The sequence below is a fragment of the Stackebrandtia soli genome, from assembly GCF_965137155.1.
GTDB lineage: Bacteria > Actinomycetota > Actinomycetes > Mycobacteriales > Micromonosporaceae > Stackebrandtia > Stackebrandtia soli.
Window position 1 is genome coordinate 1 of the sequence record NZ_CBCRZX010000042.1, and the last position, 14,663, is coordinate 14,663.

Sequence of the window (14,663 nt, forward strand, 5' to 3'; positions counted from 1 at the left end):
TCTGGCAGGAGTGACAGGACTCGAACCTGCAACCTGCGGATGTAGTTCGATGGCTTGACAACCAGGTGGTTTGCTCGTCGATCGGCCGGGTAGCTGCGAAAACGTGCTTTCACGTTCTCTGCACTACTCGGCCGTTCTCTACGTCATGTGCAATAAATGTGTAATGCTGCGGGCGCAGTAAATCCGTTATGGATGATCGCTAACTTTCCAGCTTGTGGGATGTGACCTGGGGTGCGGACCCAGTTTTGTCCGGTTATGTCCATCTGACTCAGTGGACCTCCCCGCCATGTGACTCACATCACTACACTGTTTTTACCTGCGTCGATGTCTCTGTGCGTGATTGGCCCGTGCGTGTCGGGTGACGGTCGCGTGAGCAACGATATAGAACTAGTGTTCGACTCCCTGTACTGTGATCGAACGATCATGAGCATTACCAGGGGAAGGGCACCAAACGGAGAAATGTACACACTAGATGTTCAGGCGGTACTAGCCGCGTTCCATGCTGACGGGGTGGTGACGCGGGCCGCGCAGGCGGAACGGATCGGGATCACGCGGGAGCAGTGGTCACGGATCGTTTGCGGTCGCGTTCGTACGCCCCACGGCGATACCGTCGACAAGGTCGTCAAGGCGTGCGGGTTGCCGTACGCGTCGGTCGTGCGGGCGGGGGACGCGCGATGATGACGACCGATCTCGACGACCTCGCCGGTGTCGTCGCCGCTCTGCGGCACGCCGAAGAGAAACAGCGCGAATGGAAGGCTGCCGCAGACGACCTCCGCCGTGTCCTCACCGAACGCCTTGGCGACGCCGCCACCGGCACCGTCGATGGGCGCCCGGTCATCCGACAAAGCCTCTATGTGGAACGTCGGCTGTCGACGGCGCGGGTGCGTGATCTTGCCCCCGCCGCCCTCATCGACGCGTGCACGGTCGAGACCGAACGGCGCCGCGTCGCCCTTGTTGACCCCGACGACGGGGGGACCGCATGACGTCGACCGTGTTCGCCGCGCCCGACCCTGTGACCGTTCTGTCAACCGACCTCGCCGCCGCGATCCGCGCGTACTGCGCACGGTCTCCGCGGTCCCTGCAACGGCAGATCGGCCCGAGCGAGATCGGGCACGAGTGCCTGCGGCGCGTCGCCTACTCCGCGTTGGGGTGCGAACCATCGAGCACCGGTGGCGACCCGTGGGCGGCGTTCATCGGCACCGCGACCCACGCTGAACTCGCTCAAGTGTTCACCCGGGATAACCAGCGCCTCGGCCGTGACCGGTGGTTGACCGAACATCGCGTCACCGTGCGCGGGTCAATCCGGGGGACGCTCGACCTGTACGACACCGACACCGCAACCGTGATCGACCACAAGATCGTCGGCCCATCAACGCACAGCAAGGTCCGGGCGGGCGGCCCGAGCGATCAATACCGCATCCAGGTACAGCTCTACGGCTACGGCCTCGCCAACGAAGGACGCCCGGTCGAGCGGGTCGCGATTGCGTACTACCCCCGGTCGGGAACGCTCGACGGCCGGATCATCCATGTTGAACCGTATGAACCCGCCGTTGCCGAGGCAGCGTTGACGCGGATGGCGTCGGCAATCCACCTCGCTCATGTCCTCGACGTTGACGATCACCCCGACCGGTGGGCGCACATCCCCGCCGAGCCCGGGCCGCTGTGCACGTGGTGCCCCTACTTCGACGCCACCGGTCGCGCGGGTGTGGCCGCGGGCTGCTGCCCCGGAGCCACGTAACACTTTCCTCCGCCCTGAAGCGCCGTGTCTACGGCACCGCACACCCTAAACCCATCATCCTCAAAGGAGACTCACTGTGTTTTCCGCTCCCACCGCCGGAGGCGGCATCGCCCCGCGCGACCTCGTCGGACACCTCATCATCGCCGCCCCGCACAGCCACGAAACCGGTATCGAAACCGCCTACGGCACCAAGGACGCGCTCTCGCTCGACGTCGCCGACATCGACACCAACGAAGTCCACACGGGACTGTTGTGGTTCAACGGCCGCATCGTCGGCGCCCTGAAGCGTTCGCTGGGGTCGCTCGTCCTCGGCCGGATCGTCGAAGGCGTCGCCAAACCTGGGCAGGCCGCGCCGTTCGAACTCGTTGACGCCACCGCGGATGCGGCCGCGGTCGCCCGTGCTCAGGCGTTCATGGCCGGGCACTCGACGTTCGGCAAGCAGGCGCCCGCCCCGGCGACGCCGACCCCGGCCGTCGCCGCTCCGTCACCAATGGCCGCACCCGAGGGGATCGACCCGGCCGTGTTGGCGTCGCTCGACCCAGCCGCGCGGGCACTCATCGAATCGCTCGCCGCGAAGTAGCCCGTCTCGTGGGTGCGCCTCACCCATCCGCACACGACGTTGCGGGTGGGTGTGGGCGGGTTGACGAGACGACGAGGAGGGATGGCTACAGTGGACGATGGATCGGCCGTGCTCGCGGCGGCGCTCATGGTGGACGCCGCCTACGATCACGCGGCCCGGGGTTGGCCGGTGTTCGTGCTCGGCGACGGCAAGACACCGCTGCCGAACTGCACGCGATGCCGGACCGCCGACGGGACGCACGACATGGAAACGTGCGTGTGCCTTACGTGCCACGGGTTCTACGCCGCCACAACCGACGCGGACCGGCTTGCCGCCGTGATCTGTGCTCACCCCACCGGTGTCCTCGCGGTACGGACCGGCGCGGCGTCGGGAACCGTCGTGGTCGACGTCGACCCGCGAAGCGGCGGCGCGGCGACCCTCGCTGAACTCTTGGCCGCCGGGTTGTTGCCGCCGACGTTGACCGCCCGCACCGGCTCCGGCGGCGTGCACCTGTACTACGCGCACCCCGGCGGGACGATCCGCAGCGGCGCTGGCGCCCTCGGGCCGGGCGTCGACGTCAAGGCCGACAAGGGCTACGTGGTGGTCCCGCCGTCCCGGATCGGCGAACGCGCCTACGTGTGGGCTGACGGCGGACCGGACTCCGTCCCGGTGACGACGATGCCTGTTGCACTTCTCGACCGACTCACCACACTGCCTCCCGCTCCCCGGCTCACCCCACCCGCCGCGTCGAACCCGTTCGCCGCGCCCGTCGACGCGTCCGGGCGGCTCGCCGGCATTGTCGCCGCCGTCCTCGCCGCCCGCCCCGGTGAACGCAACACCGTCCTGAACTGGGGCGCCTACACCGCGTCGGAGATGGTGCGGACGGGCGCGGCAAACGTTGAGGGGGTCACGGGCGCCCTCGCTGACGCCGCCACCCGTATCGGCCTCACCGACCGCGAAGCACACGCGACCATCCGAAGTGGCCTCCGGGCGGGGGGTGTCGCGTGACCGTGTTCGCTCCACCCGATACGACGATCGACGCCGCACGTCTCATCGTCGCCCACCACCTCGGCACCACCCCGGTCGTCTCCGCCAGCCCCGATCACGCCGCAGCGATGCGGCCCGGCGGTGCATGGGTCCTCAACCTGCCCACAACGACACCCGCCGTCTGGGGGACCGGTGATGACGTCCTGTGGGCGTCGGGCGAAGCGTTCATGATCTGCGGCGCCCAAGGCGCCGGAAAGACGACGATCGCGCACCAACTCATCCGGGCTCGCCTCGGCCTCGATGACACCGTGCTCGGGTTCCCTGTCGGCCCGGGCGATGCGCGCGTTCTATACCTGGCGATGGACCGGCCAGCACAGGCCGCCCGCGCCATGCGCCGGATCATGACCGAACCCGACCGCGCCGCCCTCGACGAACGGTTGCGCGTGTGGCCGGGGCCGCCGCCCGCCGACATCGCCAAACACCCCGGACTCCTCGCCGAACTCGCCGACGCGGCCGACGCCGACACCCTCGTCATCGACTCCCTGAAAGACGCCGCCATCGGTCTCAGCGATGACGAGGTCGGCGCGTCGTACAACCGCGCTCGACAAACCGTCCTCGCGGCTGGCGTCGAAGTCCTCGAACTCCACCACCAACGAAAGGCCGGCATCGGCGGCGGCTCCCCCACCTCCGTATCCGATGTATACGGGTCGGTCTGGCTGACGTCCGGTGCCGGGTCGGTCCTCATGCTCACCGCCGAACCCGGCGACAGCATTGTCGAGGCCCGACACATCAAACAACCCGCCGCCGACGTCGGACCACTTCGGATCATCCATGACCACGCGTCCGGCCGATCACGGCTCGACGCCCCGGTCGACCTCGTGGACCTCGCGGGACGCGTCGGCGACGGAATCACCGCCACCGACGCAGCCTGTCGCTTGTTCGAGACGCCGACACCCACCCGCAACCAAGCCGAGAAAGCGCGCTACCGCCTCGACAGGCTCACCGAAACGGGGCAACTACGCCGCATCGACGGCGCGCGGGGACGCGGCAACGCAACCCGATGGGCACCCACCGTCTCAGCGTTCGGGGGTGCCGCGTGATGCGGGGAGAAAATCCGAAACCTAAATCAGAACGTGCAAAAGCAGAAACTACGTCAGACACCGCCCTCCGAGTCTGCGCCACGGGTGTTTCCGCTGGTAACAAAGCCAAAGAGAAAGTCAAAGACACCCCCAAACCGCAAAGTCAGGGTTTCCCCCCTCCCTTTAGGGAGGGGAAACCTGACCCCTCACCCGAAACGCCGCGACAGCGACCCCACAATGGTCCGCTTTCGACGGCCGCCCGACCGGCACGGTGCCGACGGTGTGACGCCGTCGTTCTCGACGCCCTCACCGAAGGTGTTCCGGCCCGCGTCGACGCCGTCGCTCTTACCCGTGACGGCGAACTCGACGCGCTCGTGCGCGGGCGCCGTACATACGTGCTGCGGCGACGTGAACTCATCCTCCGCGACACGTCCCGCTTGTCGATCCCCGGCCCCGTCCTCGCCGATCACCGGTGCGGCCACGTCATCCCGTTGCACCACCGCGCACCACCCGACGTCGACCACCGCAGCACGACACCCATCGACCCACCCTTCTGAACACAAAGGATATTCCTATGTCTACTGTCAATAGCAGGCGTCGGCGCGGTCGCGAGACCGAGCGGATCGTTGCCGACGCGATGCGCTCCGACGGATGGCCCAACGCCGAACCGGTCGCGGCCTTCGCGCCCGGCCGCGATGTCACCGGTGTGCCCGGCGTCGCGATCGAAGTCAAAGCCCGCTCCACCACGGCGATCGGGGCGGCCCTGCGGCAGGCCGTCCGCAACGCCGGTAAGGATGTGCCGGTCGTCGTGATCCGCCTCAACGGCACCGGCCCGGCGACAGTGGACGACTGGCCGTGCGTCGTCCCGTTCGCGGTCCTACGGCGGCTGCTGCGCGACGCCGGATACGGCGACCCGCCGCCCGAACCGGTGGCCGTCGCGAGGTCGCGCCGGTGGCCGGTCACCGGCCGATGCGTCACAGGGGAGGCGGCATGACGACAACGCCACATGACCGCGGCCACCTGATGGCCCGATTGGCCCAAGCTATCGACGAACTCGCCTACCCCTACACCCACCGCGAACGCCTCCCCGACGCCGTCGACCGCGGCGCCGCATGGCACGTCACGAAACACCCACCGCTCATCACGCAGCTACGCACCCACACGAAGGACGACGAGGGACCAGCGGTACGTGGGCGGCCCGCCTATGGGTCGGCGCCGCCGGTCGGACTGCACGAGATCGACCGCTACGCTGCCATCCAAACCGGATGCCTCGAATGGCTCAGCCGCATGGGAACCGAACCGCGCGTGTCGTTGGAAGAGTCCCTGCGTGCCCTCGTCGGTGGCGCAGCCCGCCTCGATGGCGACGCCCTCTCCGAGCTCGCCGGCAACGTGTGGGCGTGGCGATGCTGGACGCGCACCATCACCGGATGGGACACGCCACCGTGGCGGCCCCACGGCCCGTGCCCCGGCTGCGGAACGATCGGAGCGCTACGCGTCCGCGAAGCCGCTCACACCGCCACGTGCGTTGAGTGCTGGCTGTACTGGGACCGGGCATCGATCACCGAGCTCGCCGACTACATCCGCCTATGGTCCGAGTCACACAGGCCGGTGACGGCGGGGTGATCGACAACGGTTGAACCGGCCCGGCGGTGGGCGTACCGTTGACGCATCCCCACCAGTGTGCCCACCGCACATCACACCCGACCCGCCCACTGTGGCGGGTCTCTTGCTGCGCGAGGGGGTGTGATGTCGTCCTTGACCCTCGGCTCACTGTTCAGCGGATACGGCGGACTCGATCTAGCCGTCAAAGACGTTCTCGACGCCGTACCGGCATGGCATTGCGAAACCGACCAAGCAGCATCCCGCGTTCTGGCACATCGGTTCCCCGACGTTCCGAACCTCGGAGACGTCACGCGCATCCGATGGAAACGAAGACACCGGGTCGACATTCTTGCTGGCGGTTTTCCGTGCCAGGACCTATCCACAGCCGGTGCGCGTCGAGGACTCGGCACTGACACACGGTCTGGCCTCTGGGTTCACTTCGCGCGCGCCATTGACGCGCTTCGCCCGAGGCTCGTGGTCATCGAGAACGTAAAGGGGATCTTGAGTGCACCTGCGCATGTTCGCGCGCTGGGACCGATCCGCCCAGGCGTGGTCCCCAACCGGGCGACCGCGATCGAAGCGGTCTTCGCGGATCTGGCCGCGTTCGGGTATGGTCCAAGGTGGATATGCGTACGCGCCTCCGACGTCGGAGCGCCTCACCAGCGCGAACGTGTATTCATCGTTGCCAGTCCTGCCGACCCCCGACGCCAGCGCATTCGGCAACGGCTCGATTCCCGCCACACAGATGGCGAGGATCGCGAAATGGCGGGCCCGAGGACGATCGATCTCACCCAGCCTCGCCGTGGCGGTTGTCCTGATACAGGTCGGCATCGACATCTGGGACGGTTCGGCCCTGCCGCCGACCGATGGGCCAGCATCGTCGGGCGACCCGCACACGCGTCCACCGAACGCGGCCCCCGATCAGGACGAGCAACCCTCGCACCCCAATTCGTCGAATGGATGATGGGCCTGGAATCCGGCTGGGTCACCGAAGTCCCCCAACTCTCCCGAACGGCACAGTTGCGGATACTCGGCAACGGTGTCGTGCCTCAACAGGCGTCTCTTGCCTTGCGCGCCCTTTTGGACGATGAACGATGGATGACCGACGAATAGCTTGGACTGGTAGCGATCGCGCCGTCCGGCTACCGCCCGACTGGCACCGCCGACGCGTCGCCGTCCTCACCCGTGACGGACACCGATGCACCCGCATCCGCACCGACGACACCCGATGCCCCGCCCCCGCAACCGACGTCGACCACATCGACCCCGGCGACGACCACAGCATAGAGAACCTGACGGCGCTATGCGGGTGGCACCACCAACGCAAGTCGGCACGCGAAGGCGGGCAAGCCGCATGGATGAACAGACCGCCACGACAACGCCCACGCGAGCCGCACCCCGGAACGATGTGACGCAGCGCCACCGCCGATGGTGGGGGGATACCCCCTTATGGATTTCTCCCTATCGGACCGTCATAGCACCACGAATTCTGTACGGGTTTCTGAGGCATCATAGTCAACTGTCAGTAATCACAACTACTCTACTGGCAATATTGATTGATAGACTCAATAATTCTGTAAATCGTACCTATTGCTTCTAGCGCTTCTGTATCGTTGAGGTCAAATGTGGTGCCAAAATTGACGGGGTCATTGTCGCAGCTATGGACAATGTTATTGCGCCTAGTAACTATCACACCCAACGCTGCTTTTGTCTCTCCTGCTTTATCTACAAAGGCAGAGGACCAAATTTTCGGAATGCCGATCATTGCAAACGCCGCACCGATGTCATCTGGACGCTGGAACGTTTCAAGCGCGAGTCGTTCAGCCGTATAGGTTCGCGCCAGGATTTCTTTTTCTACTGGGGACGACGTCTTGAGTAGATCAGCGATCGCACCGAAGTTAAGTCCAAGCTTTGTGCGGGATCCAGGACCACAGCGGCCAAGAAGGATATCCACGGCTCGATCCAAAACGACTCCGTGAACGTAGAAGTCCATTGCGGCAACTGCCTGCACTAGGCTGGCGCGAAAAACATCGGACGCATCTACACGTCCGAGTGTCATATTGCCAATCACCTGGCCAAGGCCAACAAGGTCGCGCGTTCGGGAAATGTCTGCTTCAAATTGCTTGAATCTTGCGGAAAACACGTCGCTCCTATGAGGTCAGGATTTCGATCCGTTCCGCTAGCCTTTTAAATACTTGGTGGAAGTTGCGAATACTAACCTCAGTCGTCTCCCAGACGATACCCCTGCGGTTTACGTCTTCCCTCGTCAGGGAAAAGATGGGTTTTTGTACTTTTTGGGAGTCGGCAATGAGTGCATTAAAATCAGAAATAGAGGCGAGGTTGTAGGTATCTTTCATCTCGGCCTCGGAATATTTCGCACCCTCGAGTAGTACGCCGCTATCCTCAAGGGCGGGCGCCAAGGAAGTTCTGATCTTGTCTTCTAGTTTTTCAAAGTACGTTCGAAATGCGCTAGCTGGTTCGCTACTACGAAGGCGGTAGCGCTGAATGATTGTACCGAGAAACTTAAGCGAAGGTTCAGGGAATGGGTAGTCTGCCGTTGAAAGCGCTTCTAGGTTGGCTGCCCTATGTGCCCACGTAATCCATCGTGGGATTATCTTCGCAAGTGAATCCAGTGCCATTACTGAAAATACGTCAGGACTTGCAGGGATAATGAAGTAGTCAGCCGTCGCGACCAGATTCTGATTAATCGATCCCAGTCCTGGGCTCAGATCAATCAATACATAATCAGCGGCGTACTTCGTTGCCGTAATATTGAACAGGTGGTTGAAGCTCCCCGGAATATTCTGTAGGGCTTGAATAGATTCGGAAAGCTGTTGGGCAACACCTAGGGAAACTTCGTCTTCAGCAAGTCCGACATGACCTGGAATCAGGTATAGATTGCTACGTTCGGGGAGTTCTACGCACTCGAACGGGGCAAGCGGATGAGGTCTTGACTTGAACGCAGGTTCGAGTGCATCCCGAAGATTCCTTCCTGGCTGTTCTTCATAGAACTTTTCCAGTGCACCGCGATGACTCATGTCAAGTGCCATACCGGTCAGATTGCACTGAGGGTCAGCATCGACCATGATCACTTTATGGCCTCGTTGTGCGAGCATCCAACCCAAGTTAAAACAGGTCGTTGTCTTACTTACGCCACCCTTGTTGTTGAACAGGGCAATGCGAGTAGCCATATATCCCTCCACAGTAAGTGCGGACTAAGCGAAGTGTAGCTGGCAGCCGCTTATTGCGGTCACCCGCACCGGGCGGGCATGGTTCCGACCTAGAGGGGAAGAAACATGCCTGGTCATCGTGGTCCGGTTCCGAAGCGCAGCGATCGACGGCGACGCAGGAACCTTGATGGTCGTCCCGATCGCATCACTGTCTCATCCAATCCCGTTGCAGCGCCGTCTCTTGGGTTCCCAACGCACTCCCTCGCCGCTGACTGGTACACCTCACTCGCCGAGTCGGGGCAGGCCCAGTACTTCGAGCCGTCGGACTGGCAGGCCGCGCGCATCCTGGCGTTCGACTTGACGCGGCATCTCAACTCCGGCCGGGTGTCGGCGCAGATGGTCGCCGCGCTGTGGTCGGCCATGGGCGATCTGCTCACGACCGAGGCCGCGCGCCGCCGCGTCCGTATCGAGATCGAGCGCGCGGATGGTGACGAGGCCGATCATTCGGCCGAGGTGGTGGCGATCCTTCATGACTACCGCCGCGCCGTCGGCGGCTGATCCGGGGGCCTACCGCGACGCCACGGGCGCCGTCGTCACCATCCCGAAAGGACTACCGCCCCACACGCTCGGGTGGGATGTCCTCGCGTGGTCGACGGTGTACCTGCGGCAACCCGACGGCCCTGGTGCCGGTGGGCCGCTGCGGTTCACGCCCGAGCAGGTGAAGTTCCTACTGTGGTGGTACGCCGTCGATCCCGTCGGCCGGTTCGTGTACCGGCGCGGTGTCCTCCGCCGGTCGAAGGGCTGGGGGAAGGATCCCGTGGCCGCCGCGCTCGCACTGGTCGAGTTCGTCGGACCGTGCCGCTACGGCGGAACCAACGCCAACGGCGAACCGGTCGCGATCGCGCACCCGTCACCGTGGGTTCAGGTCGCCGCCGTCTCCGAATCCCAGACGACGAACACCCTTTCGTTGGTTCACGGCATGATCGAGAGCTCACCGATCCTCGACGACTACGCCCTCGACCCCGGCAAGACCCTCATCTACTCCCCAGCCGGGCGCCTGCAAGCGGTCACCTCGTCACCGAGGTCGATGGAAGGCAACCGCCCGTCGGCCGCGATCCTCAACGAAGTACAACACTGGCTCGTCGCCAACGCCGGTCACGCGATGGCCGACGTCATCCGCCGCAACCTTGGCAAGAGCCGGGATGGGTCGGCGCGGTCGCTTGAGCTGTGCAACGCGCACGTACCGGGCGAGAACTCAGTCGGTGAGTTGTCCTATGAGGCGTGGCGCGCGATGTGCGAAGGCCGGACGCGGGGTGGTGGTCTGTTGTACGACTCCCGCGAGGCGCCACCGGAAACCGAACTGTCCGACCCGGACAGTCTCGCCGCCGGGCTCGCCGCCGCCTATGGTGATTCGTCGTGGGTCGATCTCGACCGGATCGCCGCCGAGGTGTACGACCCTGGCACCGCCCCGAGCGTCAGTCGCCGCTACTACTTGAATCACATCATCGCGGCCGAGGACGCGTGGACGACCGCCCACGAGTGGGACTCACGCGAAGTCGCCGACCGCATCGAACCTGGCGACACCATCGTCATCGGCTTCGACGGCTCCCGGTCCGACGACGCCACCGCCCTCGTCATATGCCGCGTGGCCGACGGCCTGGTCGACCTCGCCGCCTGCTGGGAGAAACCCGACGGCCCCCAAGGCGACGAGTGGGAAGTGCCACGCGACCAGGTCAACGACGCCGTCGAACACCTCATGTCCACATACGACGTCACCGCGATGTACGCCGATGTCGCCTACTGGGAATCCTACGTAGACACCTGGTCAGTTCGGTATGCCGATACGTTGCGGCACAAGGCATCCTCGCGTTCACTGGTCGGGTGGGACATGCGTAGCCACGCCAAGGAGTTCGTCACGCGCGGCGCTGAGAACACGCTCGCCGCGATCGTCGACGGCACCCTCACCCACACCGGCAACCCGGTGCTACGGCGCCATGTCCTCAATGCGCGCCGCCGCCCGAACCGCTGGGGTGTCAGCTTCGGCAAGGAAACCCGTAACTCGGCGCGCAAGGTCGACGCCGCCGCCGCGATGTGCCTTGCCCGCATCGCCCGACAAGACGTCCTCACCTCCGACACCGGCCACGCCCGATCGGGTGAGGTCTGGACCTTCTAAGCGATCGGGGGTGAGCGTCATGGCTGCCGCCCCCGACATCGTCGCCGAGCTGTTGACCGAGCTGCGCGCCGAAACCGAACGGCTCGACCGGATCGACCGGTACGTGCGCGGCGACCACGATGGCCCGTACATGCCGCGCACCGCCAGCCGTGAATACCGGCTACTGGCCAAGCGGGCAGTGACAAACCTGGTGCCGCTCATCGCCGGTTCGATCGCGCAGGCGCTCTACGTCGACGGGTACCGCAACGCGGACGGGTCGACGGCGTCGGCGTGGCGGTGGTGGCAGGCCAACGGGCTCGACGCGCGACAGTCCGGTGTTCACCGGGCGATGCTGACGTACGGGCTCGCCTACGTGACCGTGCTTCCCGGCGACGTCCTCGACGACGTTGCGGGTCGGGCGCCGGTGATTCGGGGCGTGTCGCCGCGTCGGATGCACGCCCGCTACGACGACCCCGCCGAGGACGAGTGGCCCGTTGACGCCGTGCGCGCCGACCGCGTCACCCTCGATGGTGAGCCGCGCCTGAAAGTCCGGTACTACGACGACCAGGCGGTGACCGAGTTTCACGGCGACACCGACGGCGCGAACCTGGTCGAAGTCGAGACAGTCGAGCACGGCGCCGGGGTCTGCCCGGTGATCGCGTTCCGTGACTTGCCCGACCTCGAAGGCCGATCCGTCGGCCAGGTCGAGCCGCACATTCCCCTACAGGATCGTCTCAACCAGACGGTGTTTGATCTTCTTGTCGCGCAAAGCTTCTCGTCGTTCAAGGTCCGCACGGTGACCGGTCTGACGCCTCAACTCGACGATGACGGCAAACCGGTTCCCATTCCAATCGACGCCCGGCGGTTGCTCATGGCCGCCGACCCTGACACCCGTTTCGGGCAGCTCGACGAAACCGACCTACGGCCCCTGTTGGACAGTGCCGACGCGATCATGCGGCACCTCGCCGTCGTGTCGCAGACACCGCCGCAAGACCTGCTCGGCAACCTCGCCAACTTGAGCGCCGAGGCGTTGACCGCCGCCCGCGATGGCTTCACCCGCAAGCGATCCGAGGAACAGGTCATCACCGGCGAGGCGTGGGAGCAGACCCTACGGCTCGCGTCGCGCATCGCCGGTGACGAGACCACGTGGACCGACACCGCCGCGCAAGTGAGTTGGCGGGACACCGACGGGCACTCCCTATCGCTGCTGGCCGACGCCCTCGGCAAGCTGGCGTCGATGCTTGAGGTTCCCGTCGAAGGCTTGTGGCCACGCATCCCCGGCACCACGTCGACCGACATTGAGAACTGGCAACGCCTTCGGGCCGACGCCCGCGCGGCCGATCCCATGCGGCTTCTCGCCGACCACGTCAACACCGCCGCGACAACAGCGGGTGCGGGGGTGGACGGTGGGCGCATCGGCGACGGCGACCAGAACCACGGACGACCACCGCCGCAACCAAGCGGCACTGGCTAACCAGTTCTCAACGATGTTCCGCGGGCTGTTCCGATCGCTGTTGGACCCGCGCCGCGTCGACGCCACCGCCCCGATATGGCTCACGGTGGCCGAGCGGCTCGTCATCGGATACGCCGCCGCCTCGGCCGGTCTCGCCGAGACCTACTACAACGCGCATCGCGCCGCCGACCTCGCCCATCTCGGCACCACCGCTGCCGACACTCGGACGTTCCGGCCCGCCAGCGCGGCAGTCCTACCGGAACCGGAAGCGGTTCGCACGTCCTTGCTCGTGTGTGGCCCGGCGGCACTGAAACACGCCACCGCCAACGGACGCACCATCAACGACGCCGCAGCCGTCGCCGAGACACGCGCGACCGCCGCCGCCACTCGGCACGTCCTCACCGGCGGCCGAAACACCATCACCCGCAACGTGTCCCGCGACCCGGTCGCGCTGGGGTGGGTGCGCGTCACCGGCGCCGCCCCGTGCTGGCTATGCGCCATGCAAGCTTCGCGCGGCCCGGTTTTCAAGTCCCGGCGGTCAGCGAAACTCACCGCAAGCGGGCAGCTCTACCACGACGGATGCCGCTGCACGGTCGAGCCGATCTACTCCCGGTCGGCCGCCTGGCCCGGCAACGCCCGCGAGTTCGCGAAGCTGTGGAAGGACTCGACGCGCGGTCTGTCCGGCGCCGATGCCCGCCGCGCGTTCCGCCGCGCCGTCGACGAGCGGAACCGACCGGAACCCACCGACACCGCCGATCCGGAACCGACTGCCGATGACCGGAACGACATGGCGCCGGTACCGGAACCCGTCGACGAGCCGATCGGAACCGCCCCGGAACCCGAACCGGAACAACCGGAATCACCGGATGCACTGGCCGGAACCGACCTTGAGTCCCTGTCGGATGGCGAGCTTTTCGAGTTGTTCGGGCAGTATGCCGACGACGAGACCGCGCTCGCCGGGATCGCCGCCGAAATGGACCGCCGCGACGACGACGGCACCGCCGACGAACCCGCGCCCGATCCGCTCGACGGCATCGCGCTCGACGGGCTCGGCATGGCATGGCTCGACAAACTCGCGACCGATCACGCCGACCGGCCCGACGTCGTCGAACGCATCGACGCCGAACGCGCCCGCCGCGCCGCCGCCGCACAACCGACGCACCCCGAACCCGCTCCGGCACCCGTCGAGCCCGAACCGGTCGACGACCTCACCCCCGAACAGGAACGCGTCAACGAACTGGTGGCCGCCGGGTGGGACTGGCAAGAGGCATACGCCGAGGCGTACAGCGTCGACGTTGACGACCTCAACCGCCAAGCACGCAACACCGAAGTGGACGCACACCGCCAGGGCGGCGAGACCCGCGAAGACACGGTGAGACGGCTCTACCGTGAACACGTTGACCTGCAATATGTCGCCGCTGAGGACGCAACGCGGGGTCATATGCTGTCCGCAGAGGGGGAAGCGGCGGGCATCGACCCGGCGTCGCTGTTCAGCGGTCCGACCGCGAGGGCGCGTCTTTACGCATCTGAAGACCTGCAACGTTGGTGGACGGAGAACGGGCGCACGACGTTTACCGAGTTCCGAGCTCAGCTACTCGGGCGCGAGGCCGACAAACGCGCCGCCGTCGTAACCAGGTTGCAGAGCAACGCGAGGGATTTCATATGAGCGACGAACCGACCGACGCCGAACGGCGACTTGCGCGCCGCACCGCCCGCATCGCCGTCAGGAACGGGCGCCCGGTTTCAGTCTGCCCATACGACCCGAACGGCGCCACCAGGCACCGCTTGCTTGCGCTTGAGTTCGTGCGCGAGTACCGCCGCCACCAGCCCAGCACGACGGACTACACGACCTAACCCACACCGCACCCCGATACCCGACGCCAGGAGCGCCGGGCATTTCGGCGTGCCCACATGTTCACTTCG

Annotated in this window: 16 protein-coding genes and 1 pseudogene; 14 read left to right on the forward strand and 3 right to left on the reverse strand. The window is 65.7% G+C overall.

Annotated features, from left to right (window positions below; translation table 11 throughout):
• Nucleotides 1–459 precede the first annotated feature (459 nt).
• The 6 genes from ACM9NP_RS19175 to ACM9NP_RS19200 all read left to right on the forward strand — a co-directional run bounded on the left by ACM9NP_RS19175 (nucleotide 460) and on the right by ACM9NP_RS19200 (nucleotide 4,384).
• Nucleotides 460–678, forward strand: coding sequence for a helix-turn-helix domain-containing protein (locus ACM9NP_RS19175; RefSeq protein WP_415648123.1), 219 nt, complete (start codon nucleotides 460–462; stop codon nucleotides 676–678).
• Nucleotides 675–983, forward strand: coding sequence for a hypothetical protein (locus ACM9NP_RS19180; RefSeq protein ID WP_415648124.1), 309 nt, complete (start codon nucleotides 675–677; stop codon nucleotides 981–983). The genes ACM9NP_RS19175 and ACM9NP_RS19180 overlap by 4 nt, the downstream gene beginning before the upstream one ends.
• Nucleotides 980–1,738 carry a PD-(D/E)XK nuclease family protein gene (locus ACM9NP_RS19185; RefSeq protein WP_415648125.1) on the forward strand — a complete coding sequence of 253 codons (759 nt, stop codon included), beginning with the start codon at nucleotides 980–982 and terminating at the stop codon, nucleotides 1,736–1,738. Before ACM9NP_RS19180 ends, ACM9NP_RS19185 begins: the two co-directional genes overlap by 4 nt.
• 76 nt (nucleotides 1,739–1,814) lie before the next feature.
• Nucleotides 1,815–2,318, forward strand: a complete 504-nt coding sequence (locus ACM9NP_RS19190; RefSeq protein ID WP_415648126.1) for a hypothetical protein — start codon at nucleotides 1,815–1,817, stop codon at nucleotides 2,316–2,318.
• 90 nt (nucleotides 2,319–2,408) lie between these two features.
• A complete protein-coding gene (locus ACM9NP_RS19195) occupies nucleotides 2,409–3,305 on the forward strand; it encodes a bifunctional DNA primase/polymerase (RefSeq protein WP_415648127.1) in 897 nt (298 codons plus the stop codon).
• Entirely contained in the window at nucleotides 3,302–4,384 is a 1,083-nt protein-coding gene (locus ACM9NP_RS19200; RefSeq protein ID WP_415648128.1) for an AAA family ATPase, read from the forward strand. Before ACM9NP_RS19195 ends, ACM9NP_RS19200 begins: the two co-directional genes overlap by 4 nt.
• Nucleotides 4,385–4,569: 185 nt before the next feature.
• Here ACM9NP_RS19200 and ACM9NP_RS19205 read toward each other — a convergent pair whose 3' ends face one another.
• The gene (locus tag ACM9NP_RS19205) at nucleotides 4,570–4,860 is read right to left on the reverse strand and encodes a hypothetical protein (RefSeq protein WP_415648129.1); all 291 of its coding nucleotides are present in this window, start codon (nucleotides 4,858–4,860) and stop codon (nucleotides 4,570–4,572) included.
• 77 nt (nucleotides 4,861–4,937) lie between these two features.
• Between ACM9NP_RS19205 and ACM9NP_RS19210 the strand changes: the two genes are divergently transcribed.
• The 3 genes from ACM9NP_RS19210 (at nucleotide 4,938) to ACM9NP_RS19220 (ending at nucleotide 7,078) form a co-directional block, all read left to right on the forward strand.
• The gene (locus ACM9NP_RS19210) at nucleotides 4,938–5,357 is read left to right on the forward strand and encodes a hypothetical protein (protein WP_415648130.1); all 420 of its coding nucleotides are present in this window, start codon (nucleotides 4,938–4,940) and stop codon (nucleotides 5,355–5,357) included.
• Nucleotides 5,354–5,986: a hypothetical protein gene (locus ACM9NP_RS19215; protein WP_415648131.1), complete on the forward strand. Its 633-nt coding sequence runs from the start codon at nucleotides 5,354–5,356 to the stop codon at nucleotides 5,984–5,986. The genes ACM9NP_RS19210 and ACM9NP_RS19215 overlap by 4 nt, the downstream gene beginning before the upstream one ends.
• A gap of 123 nt (nucleotides 5,987–6,109) precedes the next feature.
• A complete protein-coding gene (locus ACM9NP_RS19220) occupies nucleotides 6,110–7,078 on the forward strand; it encodes a DNA cytosine methyltransferase (RefSeq protein ID WP_415648132.1) in 969 nt (322 codons plus the stop codon).
• A gap of 427 nt (nucleotides 7,079–7,505) precedes the next feature.
• Here ACM9NP_RS19220 and ACM9NP_RS19225 read toward each other — a convergent pair whose 3' ends face one another.
• Both ACM9NP_RS19225 and ACM9NP_RS19230 read right to left on the reverse strand, forming a co-directional pair.
• Nucleotides 7,506–8,108: a hypothetical protein gene (locus tag ACM9NP_RS19225; RefSeq protein ID WP_415648133.1), complete on the reverse strand. Its 603-nt coding sequence runs from the start codon at nucleotides 8,106–8,108 to the stop codon at nucleotides 7,506–7,508.
• Nucleotides 8,109–8,115: 7 nt separating this feature from the next.
• Nucleotides 8,116–9,156: a ParA family protein gene (locus tag ACM9NP_RS19230; protein ID WP_415648134.1), complete on the reverse strand. Its 1,041-nt coding sequence runs from the start codon at nucleotides 9,154–9,156 to the stop codon at nucleotides 8,116–8,118.
• 105 nt (nucleotides 9,157–9,261) lie between these two features.
• Between ACM9NP_RS19230 and ACM9NP_RS19235 the strand changes: the two genes are divergently transcribed.
• From ACM9NP_RS19235 to ACM9NP_RS19255, 5 genes and pseudogenes are all read left to right on the forward strand, one after another.
• On the forward strand, nucleotides 9,262–9,693 hold the full coding sequence (locus ACM9NP_RS19235) for a phage terminase small subunit (protein WP_415648135.1): 432 nt from the start codon (nucleotides 9,262–9,264) through the stop codon (nucleotides 9,691–9,693).
• Nucleotides 9,665–11,308 (forward strand): terminase, encoded by a 1,644-nt coding sequence (locus ACM9NP_RS19240; protein ID WP_415648136.1) that lies wholly within the window; start codon nucleotides 9,665–9,667, stop codon nucleotides 11,306–11,308. The genes ACM9NP_RS19235 and ACM9NP_RS19240 overlap by 29 nt, the downstream gene beginning before the upstream one ends.
• Nucleotides 11,309–11,327: 19 nt before the next feature.
• Nucleotides 11,328–12,545 (forward strand): annotated as a pseudogene (locus ACM9NP_RS19245) (phage portal protein); the annotation flags it as partial.
• A 229-nt stretch (nucleotides 12,546–12,774) separates the two neighbouring features.
• Nucleotides 12,775–14,406 (forward strand): VG15 protein, encoded by a 1,632-nt coding sequence (locus tag ACM9NP_RS19250; protein WP_415648169.1) that lies wholly within the window; start codon nucleotides 12,775–12,777, stop codon nucleotides 14,404–14,406.
• Entirely contained in the window at nucleotides 14,403–14,594 is a 192-nt protein-coding gene (locus ACM9NP_RS19255; protein WP_415648137.1) for a hypothetical protein, read from the forward strand. Before ACM9NP_RS19250 ends, ACM9NP_RS19255 begins: the two co-directional genes overlap by 4 nt.
• Nucleotides 14,595–14,663: the final 69 nt, after the last annotated feature.